The organism is Thalassospira povalilytica (genome assembly GCF_002844235.1).
Taxonomy (GTDB): domain Bacteria; phylum Pseudomonadota; class Alphaproteobacteria; order Rhodospirillales; family Thalassospiraceae; genus Thalassospira; species Thalassospira povalilytica.
This window is the reverse complement of record NZ_PGTS01000001.1, coordinates 716,458-733,991: the sequence shown is the minus strand read 5'-3', so window position 1 is coordinate 733,991 and position 17,534 is coordinate 716,458. Positions and strand designations below refer to the sequence as shown.

The 17,534-nt window shown below is 55.2% G+C and carries 14 protein-coding genes; 8 read left to right on the top strand and 6 right to left on the bottom strand.

Going from position 1 to position 17,534, the window contains the following annotated elements; all coding sequences use genetic code 11:
- Window positions 1-6 precede the first annotated feature (6 nt).
- The 5 genes from CU041_RS03125 to CU041_RS03105 all read right to left on the bottom strand — a co-directional run bounded on the left by CU041_RS03125 (window position 7) and on the right by CU041_RS03105 (window position 5,313).
- A complete protein-coding gene (locus CU041_RS03125) occupies window positions 7-1,062 on the bottom strand; it encodes a LacI family transcriptional regulator (RefSeq protein ID WP_206926980.1) in 1,056 nt (351 codons plus the stop codon).
- A gap of 20 nt (window positions 1,063-1,082) precedes the next feature.
- Window positions 1,083-2,180, bottom strand: coding sequence for an ABC transporter ATP-binding protein (locus CU041_RS03120; RefSeq protein WP_101245713.1), 1,098 nt, complete (start codon window positions 2,178-2,180; stop codon window positions 1,083-1,085).
- Window positions 2,181-2,210: 30 nt separating this feature from the next.
- Entirely contained in the window at window positions 2,211-3,089 is an 879-nt protein-coding gene (locus CU041_RS03115; RefSeq protein ID WP_068519512.1) for a carbohydrate ABC transporter permease, read from the bottom strand.
- Window positions 3,089-3,982, bottom strand: a complete 894-nt coding sequence (locus CU041_RS03110; RefSeq protein ID WP_101245712.1) for a carbohydrate ABC transporter permease — start codon at window positions 3,980-3,982, stop codon at window positions 3,089-3,091. The genes CU041_RS03115 and CU041_RS03110 overlap by 1 nt, the downstream gene beginning before the upstream one ends.
- 71 nt (window positions 3,983-4,053) lie before the next feature.
- A complete protein-coding gene (locus CU041_RS03105) occupies window positions 4,054-5,313 on the bottom strand; it encodes an ABC transporter substrate-binding protein (protein ID WP_101245711.1) in 1,260 nt (419 codons plus the stop codon).
- Between the two features lie 249 nt (window positions 5,314-5,562).
- Between CU041_RS03105 and ftsA the strand changes: the two genes are divergently transcribed.
- From ftsA to CU041_RS03065, 8 genes are all read left to right on the top strand, one after another.
- On the top strand, window positions 5,563-6,879 hold the full coding sequence (ftsA, locus tag CU041_RS03100) for a cell division protein FtsA (protein ID WP_369813527.1): 1,317 nt from the start codon (window positions 5,563-5,565) through the stop codon (window positions 6,877-6,879).
- Window positions 6,880-7,375: 496 nt separating this feature from the next.
- Window positions 7,376-9,034, top strand: a complete 1,659-nt coding sequence (gene ftsZ / locus CU041_RS03095; RefSeq protein ID WP_101245710.1) for a cell division protein FtsZ — start codon at window positions 7,376-7,378, stop codon at window positions 9,032-9,034.
- Between the two features lie 322 nt (window positions 9,035-9,356).
- A complete protein-coding gene (gene lpxC / locus CU041_RS03090; RefSeq protein ID WP_082817857.1) occupies window positions 9,357-10,325 on the top strand; it encodes a UDP-3-O-acyl-N-acetylglucosamine deacetylase in 969 nt (322 codons plus the stop codon).
- Between the two features lie 232 nt (window positions 10,326-10,557).
- Window positions 10,558-11,382: an outer membrane protein assembly factor BamD gene (locus CU041_RS03085; RefSeq protein WP_082817856.1), complete on the top strand. Its 825-nt coding sequence runs from the start codon at window positions 10,558-10,560 to the stop codon at window positions 11,380-11,382.
- A 258-nt stretch (window positions 11,383-11,640) separates the two neighbouring features.
- Window positions 11,641-13,311: a DNA repair protein RecN gene (gene recN, locus CU041_RS03080; RefSeq protein WP_101245709.1), complete on the top strand. Its 1,671-nt coding sequence runs from the start codon at window positions 11,641-11,643 to the stop codon at window positions 13,309-13,311.
- Window positions 13,312-13,360: 49 nt separating this feature from the next.
- Complete coding sequence (gene ligA, locus CU041_RS03075; RefSeq protein WP_101245708.1) at window positions 13,361-15,460, top strand: NAD-dependent DNA ligase LigA; 2,100 nt, start codon at window positions 13,361-13,363, stop codon at window positions 15,458-15,460.
- Between the two features lie 31 nt (window positions 15,461-15,491).
- Complete coding sequence (locus tag CU041_RS03070; protein WP_068519506.1) at window positions 15,492-15,884, top strand: hypothetical protein; 393 nt, start codon at window positions 15,492-15,494, stop codon at window positions 15,882-15,884.
- Window positions 15,885-15,962: 78 nt separating this feature from the next.
- Entirely contained in the window at window positions 15,963-16,433 is a 471-nt protein-coding gene (locus tag CU041_RS03065; protein WP_228196362.1) for a thermonuclease family protein, read from the top strand.
- A 29-nt stretch (window positions 16,434-16,462) separates the two neighbouring features.
- On the opposite strand, the gene CU041_RS03060 is transcribed toward CU041_RS03065, so the two are convergent.
- Entirely contained in the window at window positions 16,463-17,488 is a 1,026-nt protein-coding gene (locus CU041_RS03060) for a DMT family transporter (RefSeq protein WP_101245706.1), read from the bottom strand.
- Window positions 17,489-17,534 lie beyond the last annotated feature (46 nt).

Genomic DNA, 17,534 nt, shown 5'->3' with positions numbered 1-17,534 from the left:
CACCAATCAGGACTGATTGACGCGCCAAACCGGTTTCGGTTCGCTAAGCGTTTGCAACGTATCGGGTTCCGCCCCTTTGATCACATCAAGAAGATGCGAAGCCAGTTGCTGACCGGCAACAATCAGGTCTTCGCGCAAACTGTCGATCCGCGGGCGCGTCAGATCCAGCAAATCCGACGTTTCCTTGGCGATGACGTCGGCATGCTTGCCAACCTCAAGCCCGGATTGCGTCATGCCGTCAATCAGCGCCATGGCACATAATTCACTGCCGCAAATGATCCCGTCCGGGACATATTCCTGATGACGAAGGGCCATGCCCGCCTGGCGCAGGACTTCGATGCTGCTGTCAAGATCGACACCGGGCAGGACCCTGAACGGGATGTTGGCCGGTTCGGCGATTTCGGCAAGTCCGGCCAATGTTTCCTGATAATATGAAAATTCCGACGGCGGTGCCAAAAGCGCCAGACGGTTGCGCCCGCGTTTGATCATGCGTTCTGCCGCCATCCGGCAAAAGGCACGGTTATCAAAATCGTGATAGGCATGATCCTGTATCGTCTGGCACCGTCCATGGGTGACAAAGGGCAACCCACTTTGCCTAAGGGCATGAACCCGTTCGTCATCGGGCCGGATATGGGTCAGGATCACCCCATCCGCGGCCCGGGTTTCAAGGATATAGCGCACCGGGTCCATCGGATCATCGAGACGCGATTGCGGCGTCACCACAAGATGATATGGCGTGCCGCGAATGGCTTCTGAAATGCCGACAATCATGCGCCGGGCGAATTCCGGCACCTTGTCGGTCTGATCAAGGATCAGGCTGATGACATTTGTCTTGCCGGTGCGCAGCCTTACACCGGCGCGATCAGGGTGATAGCCGACCGCATCGGCGACCTTGCGGACACGTTCCTTGGTTTTTGCGCCGATATCGGGCGCATCCTTTAACGCACGCGATACCGTCGTGACCCCAAGCCCGGTCATCTCGGCAATGGTTTTAAGTGTGGGGCGTGACCGGGGGGATGTTGCCCCCTTTCCGGTCAGATATGGATCAGACAGTTTTCCCAACCTCCGGGCTGAACGCGTAATTAACGCAACCGTTCACCGCTTTGTGGATCAAAAAACACAATCTTTTCAAGATTGAAAAGCAAATCGGCTGCTTGATTGGCTGATCCGGACCAGTCCTGATGCAGGCGGGTAACGACCTCTTTGCCGCCCAGTGTCGTGATGGCATAGATATCCGCACCCGCAGGTTCGACAACGTCGATACGACAGGTTGCCTGAATGGATTTTTCGCCACCGCGCCCGGCCGCATCGGTTATGGCTTCGGGCCGGATGCCGACAATCACATCCTGCCCGTTGCGCGCACTGACCGTAACCGGCAGGGCGTCAAAGGACAGAACAAGCGGATCATCCCCCGCACGGCTCATTTCGATTGCATGGCCCCGCACAGTCGCCGGGATCAGGTTCATGGCCGGGCTGCCCATGAAGTCGGCAACAAACATGTTGCTGGGATCGTTATAGATTTCGGCCGGTGTGCCATATTGCTGGACAATCCCGTCCTTAAGAACCGCAATGCGCGTGCCCAGGGTCATGGCTTCGATCTGATCGTGGGTGACATAGACAATCGTGCTGCCAAACGTCTGATGCATCCGTTTAATCTCGGTACGCATATCCACACGCAGCTTGGCATCAAGGTTTGAAAGCGGTTCATCAAACAGGAACAGTTTCGGATTTCGCACAAGGGCCCGCCCCATGGCTACGCGCTGTCGCTGACCACCGGAAAGCTGACCGGGTTTGCGATCCAGAAGATGTTCGATCTGAAGCGTTTTGGCGACTTCGGCGACCTTCGCGTCGCGCTCATCCTTGGGCATGCCGCGCATTTCAAGGCCAAAGGCGATGTTTTGCCCGACATTCATATTCGGATAAAGCGCATAGCTTTGAAACACCATGGCAATATTGCGATCTGCCGGTTCCAGATCGTCAATCACGTTACCTTCGATCCGGATTTCCCCGGTGGTCAGTTTTTCCAACCCGGCGATGGTATTGAGCAAGGTCGACTTGCCGCAGCCCGACGGCCCGACCAACACCAGAAATCCGCCTTCTTCGACATCCAATGAAATATCGCGCAGGACATTTATCGGTCCGAAGCTTTTGCATACCTTGTCGATCTGAAGAAATGACATGGTTCTTCCCCTGAATTTTCTGTTTTTGGCCTAACCCTTGACCGCGCCTGCCATCAGCCCGCGTACGAAATAGCGGCCCGATACGACATAGACGATCAAGGTCGGCAAGGCGGCAAGCACCGCACCGGCAAAGTGAACGTTGTATTCCTTGACCCCGGTCGAGGATGACACAAGGTTGTTCAGCGCAACCGTCATCGGCATCGAATCAAAGTCGGCAAAGGAGGCCCCGAACAGGAAGTCATTCCAGATATTGGTGAACTGCCAGATCACGGTAACCACAATGATCGGTCCCGAACTTGGCAGAAGGATGCGGGTAAAGGTCCGCCAGAACCCGGCACCATCCATTTTGGCGGCCTTGATCAGTTCGTCCGGGAAAGCCGCGTAATAGTTGCGGAAAAACAGCGTGGTAAATCCAAGCCCGTAAACCACGTGCACCAGAACCAAACCACTTGTTGTCCCGGCCAGTCCGATGGTGCCCAACACACGCGCCATCGGGATCAGAACGATCTGGAACGGAATAAAGCAGGCAAACAGCATCAGCCCGAAAACAATCTTGTCACCTGGAAACCGCCATTTGGTCAGGACATACCCGTTCAACGCCCCAAGGAAGGTCGAAATCGTTACCGCCGGCACGACCATCAAAATGCTGTTGATGAAATATGGGCTAAGCCCGGTTGGCTCGACCCCGATCTGTGCACTGGACCAGGCTGTCAGCCACGGTTCGAACGTGAAGTTTTCGGGAAAAGCCATCATGTTACCGCCGCGAATTTCATCAAGCGTCTTGACGGAATTCACCAGCATCACAAACAGCGGCAAAAGATAATAAACCGCAAACAGGATCAGGACCGCATAAAGGCATGCGCGCAGCAAACGGGCCGATGAAAATGCAGGTTGCGAAGAATGTGCCATTACCGACGCTCCCTGAGTTCTGCATACAGATAGGGCACAATAATGGATGCGATCATCGCCAGCATGATGACCGCCGATGACGCACCAACCCCCATCTGGTTGCGGGTAAAGGTATAGGAATACATAAAGGTTGCCGGAAGTTCGGTCGCCCGTCCCGGCCCGCCATTGGTCAGCGCGATGACAAGGTCATAGGCCTTGATCGCCAGATGGGCCAACACCACGAAAGCCGACAAAAAGACCGGTCGCAATTGCGGGATCATGATCCTGGTATACAGGCTCCAGCGACCGGCACCGTCCATTTGCGCGGCCTTGAGGATTTCGCTGTCAATCCCGCGCAATCCGGCAAGAAACATCGCCATGACAAAGCCCGATGACTGCCAGACCGCGGCAATCACCACGGTATAGATCGCCATATTGCGATCCTTGATCCAGTCAAAGGTGAAGCTTTCCCATCCCCACAGATGCATGGTGTTTTCAAGACCAAGTCCCGGATCAAGAAACCATTTCCATGCTGTCCCGGTCACAATAAAGGACAGCGCCATCGGATAGAGATAGATCGGGCGCAAAATGCCCTCGCCCCGGATTTTCTGATCCAGAAAGATGGCAAGAACAAGCCCCAGCAAAGAGCAAATCAGAATGTAAAGAATGCCAAAAATCGCAAGGTTCTGAAGGGCCGTGATCCAGTTACGCTGCCCCCACAAGCGGGCGTAGTTATCAAGCCCTTGCAGATCATAGGATGGCAACATCCGGCTGTCGGTAAGCGACAGATAACCGGTATAAAGGATGAAACCGTAAACAAATAACAGGATTAAAAACAGACTGGGGCTCAGCACCAGCCGCGGAAGGATTTCCCGCAGGGTGGCTTCTGCCTTGCCGGGCAGTGAGTATTGCATTGATGATGCTCCGCACTTCCGCAATTCGGTTCGGCGGTCGGAAACCCGACCGCCGAGGATCATTTTTATTCTTACTGTGCAGACTCAACGGCGTTGACGAGTTCCTCGACCGCGGTCTCGGCATCGTATTCGCCATTGAAGTGGGCTGTGATCACGTCATACATGGCGTTTTTGACACCGGCCGGGACCGAGTGACCATGGGCCATGGACCCGAACAGCGTTCCTTTTTTGTTGGCTGCTGCCAGTTCTGCCATGCCTTTTTTGCCACAGGCATCAAAGGCATCATTGGGAACGTCGGTACGGGCCGGAACCGATCCTTTGACCACGTTGAACGCCGACTGGAAGGTTGGCGACATCACTGCTGATGCCAGTTTCATCTGGGCGTCCTGACGGTCTTCACCGACCTTGAACATGACAAACTGGTCAGAGTTAAAGGTGACGGCATCCTGCGTTCCCGGGAAGCGGAAGCACATAAAGTCCTGATCGGGCACCTTGCCCGCATTCAGGAATTCACCCTTGGCCCAGTCACCCATGAACTGAACACCGGCTTCCTTGTTGATCACCATCGCGGTCGCAAGGTTCCAGTCACGGCCCGAGAAATTGTCATCCACATAGCTGCGCAGCTTCGCCATGCGTTCAAACACGGTTTTCATGGTGTCGGAACCAAGTGCGTCGGGATCGGTATCGATCATCGATGCCTGATAGAAATCAGGTCCGCCTGTTGCCATGACGACCGCATCAAAGATGGTCGCGTCCTGCCAGGCCTGACCACCATGGGCAACGGCGGTGTAGCCAGCAGCCTTGATCTTGTCGAGGGCCGCAATCAGCTCATCCCAGTTGCCCGGCTGTTTCAGGCCAAGCTCGTCAAAGATCGCCTTGTTGGCCCAGACCCAGTTGGTCGAATGCACGTTGACCGGGGCTGCAATCCAGTGGCCATCATATTTTGAAAAGCCCTTAAGCGCATCGGGAACAACCGCATCCCAGCCTTCCTTGCTGGCAAGTTCATCAAGATTGGCCAGAACACCTTCGCCCGCCCAGTCCTTGATATCAAAGCCCAGCATCTGAACAGCTGTCGGTGCATTGCCCGATGTCACGCGCGCGCGCAAAACAGTCATTGCCTGTTCCCCGCCACCGCCTGCGACCGGCATGTCATTCCATGAAACACCCTGACCTTCGAGATCCTTTTTCAGAACCTGAAGCGCCTTTGCCTCGCCACCGGCGGTCCACCAGTGCAGAACCTCCACGCTTTCCTGTGCGGATGCGATGCTTGTGGAAAGCCCCAGTGCCGCAATCATGCCAAGCCCGGCACGCGTCATCTTGCCAAGAAACATTTTGCTTCCTCCCTGTACGGTTATTGTTTCGGCGCTTGATTACTGCAACGTTACAGTTGAGTGTCAAGCTACACCTGTAACGTTGCAGTACAGCATGACATCAACCGCCCGAGAAACCCGTGATTGATATAGGATCGCTATCGCATCGCAAAATCGGACATTTCCGTGAAAAGCATGGTGACATGCAGAAGACTCGGTGCTGCCTTAACCAAATTGCAACCGCTTTTGATGGAAAACGGGCTTAATAACTTGGGTCATGACCCTGGGGCAGGTTCGCCTCCCTCCAATAACTTTAGAATAATTCAGAGCATTAAATTGGCACGCAGCAAGACAAGATCAGGATTGATTGCGGCCTTGGACATTGGAACGTCCAAGGTCTGCTGTTTCATTGCGCGACGCGAAAAGGACCATCCGCCGAAAATCATCGGTATCGGACACAACATGTCCAAGGGCCTTCAAAGCGGTTCGATCGCCAATCTTGATGCTGCACAGGAAGTCGTACTTGCAGCGGTCAATGCGGCTGAAAAAATGGCGGGTCAGACCATTGAATCGGTCATTGTGAACCTGTCGGGTGGTCGCCCGGAATCAGAAACCCACACGGTTGAACTGCCATTGGGGTCGCGCCCGATCGGCAATCTCGAGATCCGCAAATTGAATGACCAGAAAGAAGCCCTTCTGCGTCAGGCCGGTGACGAACTGATCCACACCGTTCCGCTCGGCTTCCGGCTTGACGGGGCCAGTACGATGAACGATCCGCGCGGCATGTATGGATCGACGCTTGGTCTTGATCTGCATTTCGTGCGCACCCAGACCGCGCCATTGCGCAACCTTGATACGCTTCTGGGACGCTGCCATCTGGCGATCGAGGAAACCGTGGTCACGCCGCTGGCATCCGGTCTTTCGGCACTGACCCCTGATCAGCGTGACCTTGGCGCAACCGTGATCGACATGGGTGCCGGCACAACAAGCGTTGCCGTGTTCAATGGCGGCCAGGTGATCTATACAGCCTCGATCCCGGTTGGTGGCGCGCATGTCACCCGCGATATTGCCTATGGCCTTAATACGTCGCTTAATCACGCGGAACGGATGAAGACCCTGCATGGCAGTGCGCTGACATCACCGTCTGATGATCAGGAAATCCTTGCGGTCCCGATCATTGGTGACGAAGACGAAAACAACTTCAACCATGTGCCGCGCTCGATGCTGATCAACATCATCAAGCCGCGCCTTGAAGAAACCTTTGAACTGATCCGTGATCAGCTTGAAGAACACGGCCTGACCCAAATCGGCGGACGCAGCATTGTCCTGACCGGCGGTGCAAGTCAGCTGAATGCCATTGCCGATCTCGCCAACCAGATGTTTGAACGTCCGGCATCCGTTGCCCATCCGCACGGGGTGACCGGCCTTGCAGAAGCAACCGCCGGCCCGGCATTTTCGGCCTGCGCAGGCTTGTTGCTGCGGGCGGTTGAACAAGGCAATGACCCCCTTAGCGAAGCGATGGCATCGATCCATCAATCGGGCGGTCGCTGGGGCCGTCTCGGGGCCTGGTTCAAGGAAAACTTCTAGTTTCCTGCGGCCCTTTCCCCTGACTGGCGCAGAAATCTGCGCAATCGAAAAACAAGTGCATTTTTTTCTGCATTTTTTCGAAAACTTTCGCGCGCATTAACAAGCCAATAACTCTTTGCCCGCTAAAACGGACTCGGAGGTCTTTGTGCCCGATGCATTTCGGGTACGCACAGGCAAAGGGAAGGCTTGTGTGATCTTAAGGGTCAGGACCTATTAATTTGATTGGAATGGCAGTGTTTATATTTGCGAAATCCAAGGAAAAGCCCGCAGAGCGGGTTGGCACCCCGGGCAAGGGATTTGACGCCGGAGTTCGTAAATATAAACACTGCCCTTCGGGTCAATCGGATTTTCGCGGGCTACTTTGTCTCAAAACCTTGAAAGATATTCATCTTCCTTCGGTCTTGATCCGCGTATCCGCATTAATCCGAATGACCATTCGAACCAAATTAATAGGTCCTGACCCTCAGCTCTAAAGCGCGGAGAGGAAGAGCAAACAATGAGTACAATCAATTTTTCCGTCCCTGAAACGGAAGAAAATCTAAAGCCGAAGATCACCGTTATCGGTGTCGGCGGTGCGGGCGGCAACGCCGTTAACAACATGATCGCGTCCGAACTCGAAGGATGCGATTTTGTCGTTGCCAACACAGACTCACAGGCCCTGACCCAAAGCAAAGCCACGCGCAAGATGCAGCTTGGCCGCAAGATTACCCAGGGTCTTGGTGCAGGCGCACGACCGGATGCCGGTAGTGCCGCCGCCGAAGAATCCATCGAAGACATTCAGGCCCAGCTTGAAGGCAGCCACATGGTATTCATCACCGCCGGTATGGGCGGTGGTACGGGTACCGGTGCAGCCCCGGTCATTGCACGTGCCGCCAAGGAAGCCGGCATTTTGACCGTTGGTGTCGTTACCAAACCGTTCCATTTCGAAGGTACGCGCCGTATGCGTACTGCCGAACAGGGCATCGAACAGCTTCAGCAATATGTCGACACCCTGATCATCATTCCGAACCAGAACCTGTTCCGGGTTGCGAACGAAAAAACCACTTTCGCAGATGCCTTCCAGATGGCTGACGATGTTCTGCGCAACGGTGTCCGTTCGATTACCGACCTTATGATGGTTCCGGGTCTTGTGAACCTTGACTTCGCCGACATTCGCACCGTAATGAGCGAAATGGGCAAGGCGATGATGGGCACCGGCGAAGCATCCGGCGAAAAACGTGCGCTTGAAGCAGCCGAAGCCGCCATTGCCAACCCGCTTCTGGAAGATGCATCGATGAAGGGCGCACGTGCGGTCCTGATCAACATCACCGGCGGCATGGATATGGCCCTGTATGAAGTTGACGAAGCTGCAAACCGCATTCGCGAAGAAGTCGCTTCCGAAGCCAACATCATCTTTGGTTCGACCTTTGATCCGACCATCGAAGGTGCACTGCGTGTTTCCGTTGTTGCCACGGGCATCGACGCCGAAGAAGTACGCCGTCCGCAGCCGACCACCGTTTCCGTTGCACAGCCCAAAGCTGCACAGCCGGCTGAAAAGCCGTCCATGCCGTCCTTTGGTCAGCATGGCGCTGCCAACGCAGCAGCCAGCGTTGCTGAAACCACCCAGTCGGGCGGTGGCGATTATGCCGGTGGCGCATCCATCGATCACATTCCGGCCGAACGCTTTGCCGCAACCGGCAGCGCACAGCAGCCGGAACTGAGCCATCAGGCCGAAGCACAGGAAACCGGTTCCATTGAAATGGGCCAGACGGTTCTGAAACCGAAACCGGTTCTGCGCGCCAACAAGCCGATGGAAAAAACCAACAGCAACGGCGACATGGCCTTTATCCCGCCGCGCGCCGTTTCGCCAAGCGAAGCCGATCAGGTCAGTCACAGCCCGGACGTCTTCGAAGCTGCAGATGCCCAGAACGCAACCTCTCCGCGTTCGGTTCTGAGCAGTCTGTTTGGCAAGAACAAAACCGTCAAGGAACCGCATCAGCACGCAGAGCCGAAAGTCTCGCAACCGCAGGCACCGGCACCGCGTCAGACTGAAATGTCTCTTGGCGAAGACAGTGCTTCTGTCATGAAGAAGGAGCCCGCTTCCCGGGGCAAGGCGCAAGGCGCGTCTGATGACCTTCTTGAAATTCCGGCCTTCCTTCGTCGTCAGGCGAACTGACGGCAAAACTCCGCGCGATGAAAGGGAAGGCTTCGGCCTTCCTTTTTTTATAGGCAGACCATTTTATCTGACGCCCAAGACCGGCACCTGTGAAATGAAATGTTTCACATCGTTGTTTCAGAACAGAGAAATATAAATTCAAGTCATTGTTTTATTTGTAATTTTCGCCGTTTTCGATAATTTACAAAGCGTAACAAAGAGTGATTTGAGTGATTTTCACAACCTCTGTAGTGTCTGAAGCTAACGAAGTAAGGGTTACGGCCCTGCCAATGACTTCGACCAAGATTGATTGCAACCTGACTGACCTGATTTGGGGGTTCCTGTGAACAACATCGCCGACCTTAGTGCTGCCATCGCGCAGACAGGCGTCTCTGGTGACGATTACGTGCGTCAACGCACGCTTAAAGCGTCCATCGGCTGTGCGGGCGTCGGTCTGCATTCCGGTCACAAGATCCGCATCACACTGCACCCTGCCCCGGTTAATCATGGCATCGTATTTCGCCGCACGGATCTGGATGACCAGCCGTTGTTCCCGGCACGTTACGATGGCGTGATCGACACCCGCCTGTGCACTTGCCTGGGCGACGCATCCCGTGGCATCAAGATCGGCACCATCGAACATCTGATGGCTGCCCTGGCCGGATCGCGCATTGATAACGTTCTGATCGATATCGATGCCGACGAAGTTCCGGTTATGGATGGCAGTTCCGCACCGTTCAACTTCCTGATCGATTGTGTCGGCATCGAGGAACAAAATGCCCCGCGTCAGGTCATCGAAGTGCTCAAGGCAGTTGAAGTCGAATATAACGGCTGCACAGCACGTGTTGAGCCGGCCCACGGCTTTGAAATCGATTTCGAAATTGATTTCGCCAGCAAGGCCATTGCCAACCAGCGCATGAATGTCAAATTCGACGACGGTGTTTTCGTGGCCGACATCGCACGTGCCCGCACATTTGGCTTCCTTCACGAAGTCGAAGCCATGCGTTCAGCCGGTCTGGCCCGTGGCGGTTCACTTGACAATGCGGTTGTGCTGTCGGGCGATGAAGTCATGAATGAAGAAGGCCTGCGCTACGAAGACGAATTCGTTCGCCACAAGATCCTTGATGCGCTGGGCGATCTTTATACTGCCGGCTTGCAGCTTCAGGGCAAGGTAACCGCCTATAAATCGGGTCACCACGTCAATAACCTGCTGCTTCAGGCATTGCTGGCCGATGAAAGCGCCTATCAGGTTGTCCCGATGCCGAAATCAGCACTGCATGGTGCATCAGCACCGGTTCTGGCGACTGCGTAAACCGATAACGGGTTTTGGAATCCGGCACAAAACATTCGAAATTGGCGGCCCGTCGGGTCGCCTTTTTTGTTGTCTGACCGCGTTTTTCCCGCACAGATCAAAGCACAGGCTCAAGATCGGGCATAAAAGTCACCGATTGGCGACACAACTACTTGCCCAACCACGCCCTTCACATGATATAGTCCGGCGGATTTTCCCGTGAGTGCGTCACAAAATTCAAGGATAGGTCACAGTGCTTAGTACCGTTCGCGCCAAACACATCATTGCAACATGTGGCATGGCCATTCTGCTTGCTGCCTGCTCAAGCAATGAGGCACCGGAATATGTCGAACGTCCGGTATCCGAACTGTATAACGGTGCACAGGATCTTCTGGACGCCAAGGAATATCAAAAGGCTGCCCAGGCATTTGACGAAGTCGAACGCCAGCACCCCTATTCGGTCTGGGCGACCAAGGCGACCCTGATGTCGGCCTATTCCTATTATCAGGACAACAAATATGATGATGCCATCAACGCACTTGATCGCTTCATCTCGCTTCATCCGGCCAACCCGGATGTGCCATATGCCTATTACCTCAAGGCATTGTCCTACTATGAACAGATTTCTGATGTCGGCCGTGACCAGCAGATGACCCAGCACGCCATGGAGGCGCTTGATGACGTTATCCGCCGTTTCCCCGACAGCAAATATTCCCGCGACGCCAAACTGAAAAAGGACCTTACGGTCGATCACCTTGCCGGCAAGGAAATGAGCGTCGGGCGCTATTATCAGGACCGTCAGGAATATCTGGCTGCGATCAACCGGTTCAAATCGGTTATCGACAAATATCAGACCACAACCCACGTTCCCGAAGCACTTGCACGCCTGACCGAATGCTATTTGGCACTGGGTCTTGAGGGTGAGGCAAAGCGCACCGCAGCCGTCCTTGGCCACAACTTCCCGGGCAGCGAATATTACAGCGAATCCTACAGCCTTCTGGTCGGGGATGCCGGTGCCGAACGCACCGAAGAAAGCTGGTGGGATTCCGCAACCAAGTCGATCACCGACCTTTTCTAGGCCGCTCGTGCAAAAGACCTGATCACCATCAGGTCTTCTTGACATCCGGGGCAAAACAACCATAGAACACAACAGGAACAAATGATAATAAGGTCCTGTTGCCAATCGCTTCTGCTCCGACCGCACAAGATCCCGGTTTTTGATCACGTGCCGGGTGTTGCAATACTTGCAAGCCGGGTCGGTATTGGGCACTCTGCAAGTCGCAAAGCTGTTTGACCAAACTGTCTGCTGCCCCGTTAACAACATCAGTACCCAGAAATGCTTCGACGCCTCAGCATTCGGAACGTAGTCCTTATCGACAAGCTGGATCTGGATTTCCATGACGGACTTAGCGTCCTGACAGGTGAAACCGGGGCCGGTAAATCCATCTTGCTGGATTCTCTGGGGCTTGCTTTGGGCGCACGCGCCGATAGCGGACTGGTCCGCCATGGCTGCGACAAATGCAGCGTCACCGCCACCTTCACCCTGCCACAGGGACACCCGGTTTTCCGGCTGCTTGCCGATCAGGATATCGATCTTGAAAGCGAAGAACTGGTGGTACGCCGCGTGGTAACCGCGGACGGACGGTCGCGGGCCTATGTCAATGACCAGTCGGTTTCGGTCGGGCTTTTGCGCGATGTTGGCAATTATTGCGTCGAAATTCAGGGGCAATTTGATCAGCACGGCCTGCTTGACCCGACAACCCACCGCGCCACCCTTGATGCCCATGGTAATCTCGGGGCGCTTGCCATGACGGTGCGCGACCACTGGCGCGCCTGGCGGGAAACGCAAAAAGAACTCAACGCTGCACGCGCACGCATCGACAAGGCGCGCGAAGAAGAAGAATGGCTTCGCCACGCGGTCGATGAACTTGAAAAACTGGGTCCCGAAGAAGGCGAAGAAGAACGCCTTGCCGAGGAACGCCAGTTCCTGATGCATGGTGAAAAGCTGGTTGCCGCCCTCAATGATGCCGGCACCGAACTTTCGCGCGGCAAGGGCGCCGAAAGCGCACTGCGCAGCGCCCAGCGTTGCCTTGAACGTGAACTTGAAAAGGCCGATGGCCGGTTTGAGCCGATCATCGAGGCGCTGGACCGTGCAGCCATCGAACTTGAAGAAGCCAATCGCGCCATTTCTGCCACCCTTGCCGATCTGAATGTTGATACCGGCCATCAGGAAAATGTCGAGGAACGGCTTTTTGCCCTTCGGGCTGCCGCGCGCAAATATAACGTGCCCGTCGATGGCCTGAATGCCCTGATGAAGGATTTCCGGTCCCAGATTGATCAGCTTGAATTCGGGGAAAAGGAATTGTCGCGTCTGACCGCTGCGGTTGGCGAACATCGCAATGCCTATATCGAAGCCGGACAAAAGCTGCATGCTGCACGCAAGGAAGCCGCTGCAAAGCTTGACGGCGCGATCAATGCCGAGTTGCCGCCGCTTCGCATGGAAAAGGCCCGCTTCGTTACCGATATCGAACTGGTTGATGAAAATGAATGGGGCATTGATGGCATCGACCGGGTGCAATTCACCGTTGCCACCAACCCGGGAAGCCCGCCGGGCGCGCTGAACAAGATCGCATCAGGCGGCGAGCTATCCCGGTTCCTGCTTGCGCTCAAGGTCGTTCTGGCACGTGTATCAGCCGTCCCCAGCCTTGTCTTTGACGAAGTTGACAGCGGTGTTGGCGGTGCCACTGCTGCTGCCATCGGACAGCGTTTGTATCTGTTGGCAAAGGAACGCCAGATCCTGGTGATTACCCACAGCCCGCAGGTCGCCGCACGCGGACGCACCCATTTCTATATTGCCAAGCGCGAAACAGACGGCACCATGGTGACCCGTGTCGACGCCCTGGTTGATGGTGCGCGCCGCGAAGAAATTGCCCGCATGCTGGCCGGGCATTCCGTCACCGCCGAGGCCCGCGCAGCGGCTGACAGCCTGCTTGAACAACCCAATTAAGATCCGGCAATTCACGCCGAACCCACTTCGAATACGGAACAAAAAGAATATGAACGCCGAACATGCGTCAAACAACACAAGCCTTCCGGAAATGCCCGCCACCAGCACCGAGGCACGCAAACAGCATGCGGAAATTTCCGATCGCGTTCGGTCCTATAACGAAGCCTATTACGTCAATGACGAACCGCTCGTTCCCGATGCCGAATATGACGCATTGTTCAATCGCTTGATCGAACTTGAATCCCATTATCCGACGCTTAAGAAAAACAGCCCGACACAGGAAGTCGGTGCGGCCCCGGCCGAAGGCTTTGCCAAGGTCAAGCACGCCCGTCCGATGCTGTCGCTTGGCAATGCGTTTTCACGCGAGGACATTGTCGATTTTCTTGCCCGTATCCGCCGTTTCCTGAACCTGACGGCGCACAGCCCGGTCGAAGTCGTGGGCGAACCCAAGATTGACGGGCTTTCGCTTTCGCTGCGCTATGAAGGCCGGACGCTTGTTACGGCGGCAACCCGCGGTGACGGGGCCGAAGGCGAAGATGTCACCGCCAATGTCGCCCATATTGACGACATCCCCAAAACCCTGCCCGACGATGCGCCCGATGTGGTCGAAATCCGCGGCGAGGTCTATATGGCGCGATCCGCCTTTCAAAAGCTGAACGAGACACAGGCAGAAACCGGCGGCAAAACATTTGCCAATCCGCGCAACGCTGCTGCGGGTTCCTTGCGCCAGCTTGATCCTTCCATCAGCGCGAAACGCCCGCTTCGTTTCTTTGCCTACAGCTTTGGCGAACTGTCCGAAAGTCTGGCCCAGACACAGTGGGACTTTTTGCAAAAGGTCGCTGGCTGGGGCTTTGTCATCAACCCGCTGACACGCCGACTGAACGATGCCGATGATATCATGGCGTTTTATGACGAACTGGCAAAACAGCGTCCGGACCTTGATTACGACATTGATGGCATCGTCTATAAGGTCAATGATTTTGAACTTCAGCTGCGGCTTGGCTTTGTCAGCCGTTCGCCGCGCTGGGCCATTGCCCATAAATTCCCGGCCGAGCAGGCCCGCACCCGCCTTAATGCCATCGATATCCAGGTTGGCCGCACCGGCGCGCTTACCCCGGTTGCCCGTCTTGAACCGGTCACGGTCGGCGGTGTTGTTGTGTCAAACGCCACCCTGCATAACCGTGACGAGATCGAACGTCTGGGTGTGCGGGTCGGTGACATGGTGGTCATTCAGCGTGCCGGTGACGTGATCCCGCAGGTGGTTGAAGTCATCCTTGATGAACGCCCCGAGGGAACCGAGGAATATCAGTTCCCCGATGAATGCCCGAAATGTCACAGCCATGCCATGCGCGAAGAAGGCGAAGCTGTCACCCGCTGCACCGGTGGTCTGATTTGCCCGGCCCAGGCGGTTGAACGGCTCAAACATTTCGTATCGCGCAATGCGTTTGATATCGACGGCATGGGGGCCAAAAATATCGAGACATTCTTTGAACTGGGCTGGGTCAAATCACCGGGCGATATTTTCCGGCTTGAAACGGATCATGGCGATGCGATCAGAAAGCTTGAAGGCTGGGGGGATAAATCCGCAACCAAGCTGTTTGACGGGATCAATGAACGCAGGACCATCGGGCTTGACCGGTTCATCTATGCGCTTGGCATTCGCCAGATCGGTCAGGCAACCGCCAAACTGCTTGCCCGGCATTACGGGTCACTGGGCGAATGGCGCAACGCCATGATTGCCGCCAATCAGGCCGATAGTGACGCATTGCGTGAACTGATCAATATCGATCAGATCGGCCCCGGCGTTGCCAAGGATCTGATCGAGTTCATGGCCGAAGAACACAATCTGGCGGTGCTTGATGACCTGCAATCGTTGCTGACCATCACCGATGTCGAAGCGCCGACCGTTTCCGACAGCCCGGTTAGCGGCAAGACCGTTGTGTTTACCGGTAAACTTGAACTGTTTTCGCGCAACGAGGCAAAGGTCAAAGCCGAAAGTCTTGGTGCTAAAGTAGCGGGTTCGGTTTCGGCAAAAACAGATTATCTTGTTGCAGGACCCGGTGCAGGTTCCAAATTAAAGAAAGCAGAAGAATTGGGTGTGACTGTTCTTGATGAGCAAGGATGGCTTGATCTGATTGCCACGCAATAATGGCGGTCCATGACCGAAGGAATGGGTGCAGATGGAAGATCTCGGAAGTTTTTTTCGCCGCTACGTAGATGCACATCTTAAGCTCGATGAAGGCGCGCTTGACGAATTTTATCACTTTCCCTGTCTGATCAATGACCTTTCCGGTGTTCATGCAATTTCCAAGGCCGAGGATCTGCACAAATATCATCAGTCATTCTTTGACGAGTTGAAAAATGCGGATCTGGCCATGGCCAAATCGATGGTGGTCGAACAGCATTCCGCACTTCCCGGCGGGGCACGTGCGATCGTGTCCTTCCGGTTTGGCAATTCGGAAAACAACCTGATCTTTGACTGTGATTATGCCTTTGCCCTGCTGAAACAGGACGAAAAATGGAAGGTCGTTTTCGCCCAGCTTGATGAAATCCGTTACAGCGACCTGTATTGAGGTCCCTTGATGGCCGTTCCTGATCCCCACCGGTTTCTGATTTTATGCATTGTGCTGCTGCTTGCAGGCGCACCGCCCATGGCCAAAGCCGACCCCGATTTTGAAACATTGTCGGGAACGGCGCGGGCCATTGATGCCGACACATTGGAATTCGGATTTCGGCGTGTGGACCTGTGGGGCGCGGATGCCATGAACCGGTTCCAAAAATGCCTGGTGAATGGTCAAAGCACGGCCTGCGGTGCAGAGGCATGGCAAGTCACCACCAATCTTCTGGTGGCCACCCCGATTACCTGCCGGGTTCAGGGCAAGAATCGCTATCACCGCAATCTGGCCATTTGTCGCAATGCCAATGGCATGGATATCGGACAAAGTCTGATTGCCCGAGGCATGGCGGTCGCACGCCCCGATCAGATGCCCGAATATGGCGCGATCGAAGCCCGCGCCAGACAAAGCAGAACCGGCATCTGGGCCGGGCAATTCATTGATCCGTTGAAATGGCGGCGCGGTGAACGCCTTCCCGAACATGAAATCGAAGTCCGCCGCTGGTAAGGCGGCAAACCTGCAAGGTCACCGGCTGGTTACGGTTTTGTATTGGGGGCAAATGGCCGTGCCAACAACCGCCCCAGCCCCGCAAGGCTGAAGCTGTTTTTCAATGATGCCACCCCCAAGGTTACAACCGCAAAACCGATCATTTGCGGAACCGTAAGAATTTCGCCCAGGAACAGCCAGGCAGCAAAAAATGTCATTGCCGGCCCTGACAGGGAAATCAGGGATGCCTGGGTCGCACCAATTCGCCGGATCCCCTCATACAAAAGGAAAAACGGGATCACGGTGCAAAAGATCGAAATGCCCGCCGTCCATGTAATTCCAGCCGGATTAAGGTTCAAAGGCTTCTGGACCACCAGCTCGTAAAGAACCATCGACAGCCCCGCCATTGTGTTGATCAGGGCCGCGAAATGCATCGACCCGATGGTTTTGATCATGCGCTGCCCGAAATACAGATAACAGGCATAGGTCAATGCCGATCCGAACGCCCAGGCCGCGCCATACCACAAACCGCCTGACACCATGTCAAAACCGCCCGGCGCCAATACCAGCATCAGACCGATATAGGTCACAACAAAACACACCACCTGACGGAATGGCGGGAAACGCCGTTTGTGCAAAGCTTCCAGGATCATCACCACCGCAGGAAAGGTAAACAGCACGATCCGCGAGACGGTCACATCGATCAGGGATACGGCGGTAAAATCAAACAGCGATGCCAAAAAGAACAATCCGCCATACAGCGCCCCCCATGCCAGATCGACCGGTTGCATCTTGCGATCACCTGGGCGCTGTTTGCCAAACAGCATAACGCCAAGCCAAAAGAACGGCATCGCAATCAGAAACCGCAACAGCAACAAACCATCAACGGTCATACCGGTGGCATACACGAATTTGGCAAGCAGCCCCTTCATCGCAAGCGCGACGGTCGCGAGCAACACAATCGTCAAAGCGGAGCCAACCGGCTTTTCCGCATTTGCGCTTTTCTGTGTGCTGACAGGTGATGACTGGGCAGATGCCGTCGGGGCATCTGCATCCGCGTGGGGCTGTGATGTCATGGTGGTCTCCGATCCTCTCTCGGGCTCAGTGTTACCCGCAAGGTGC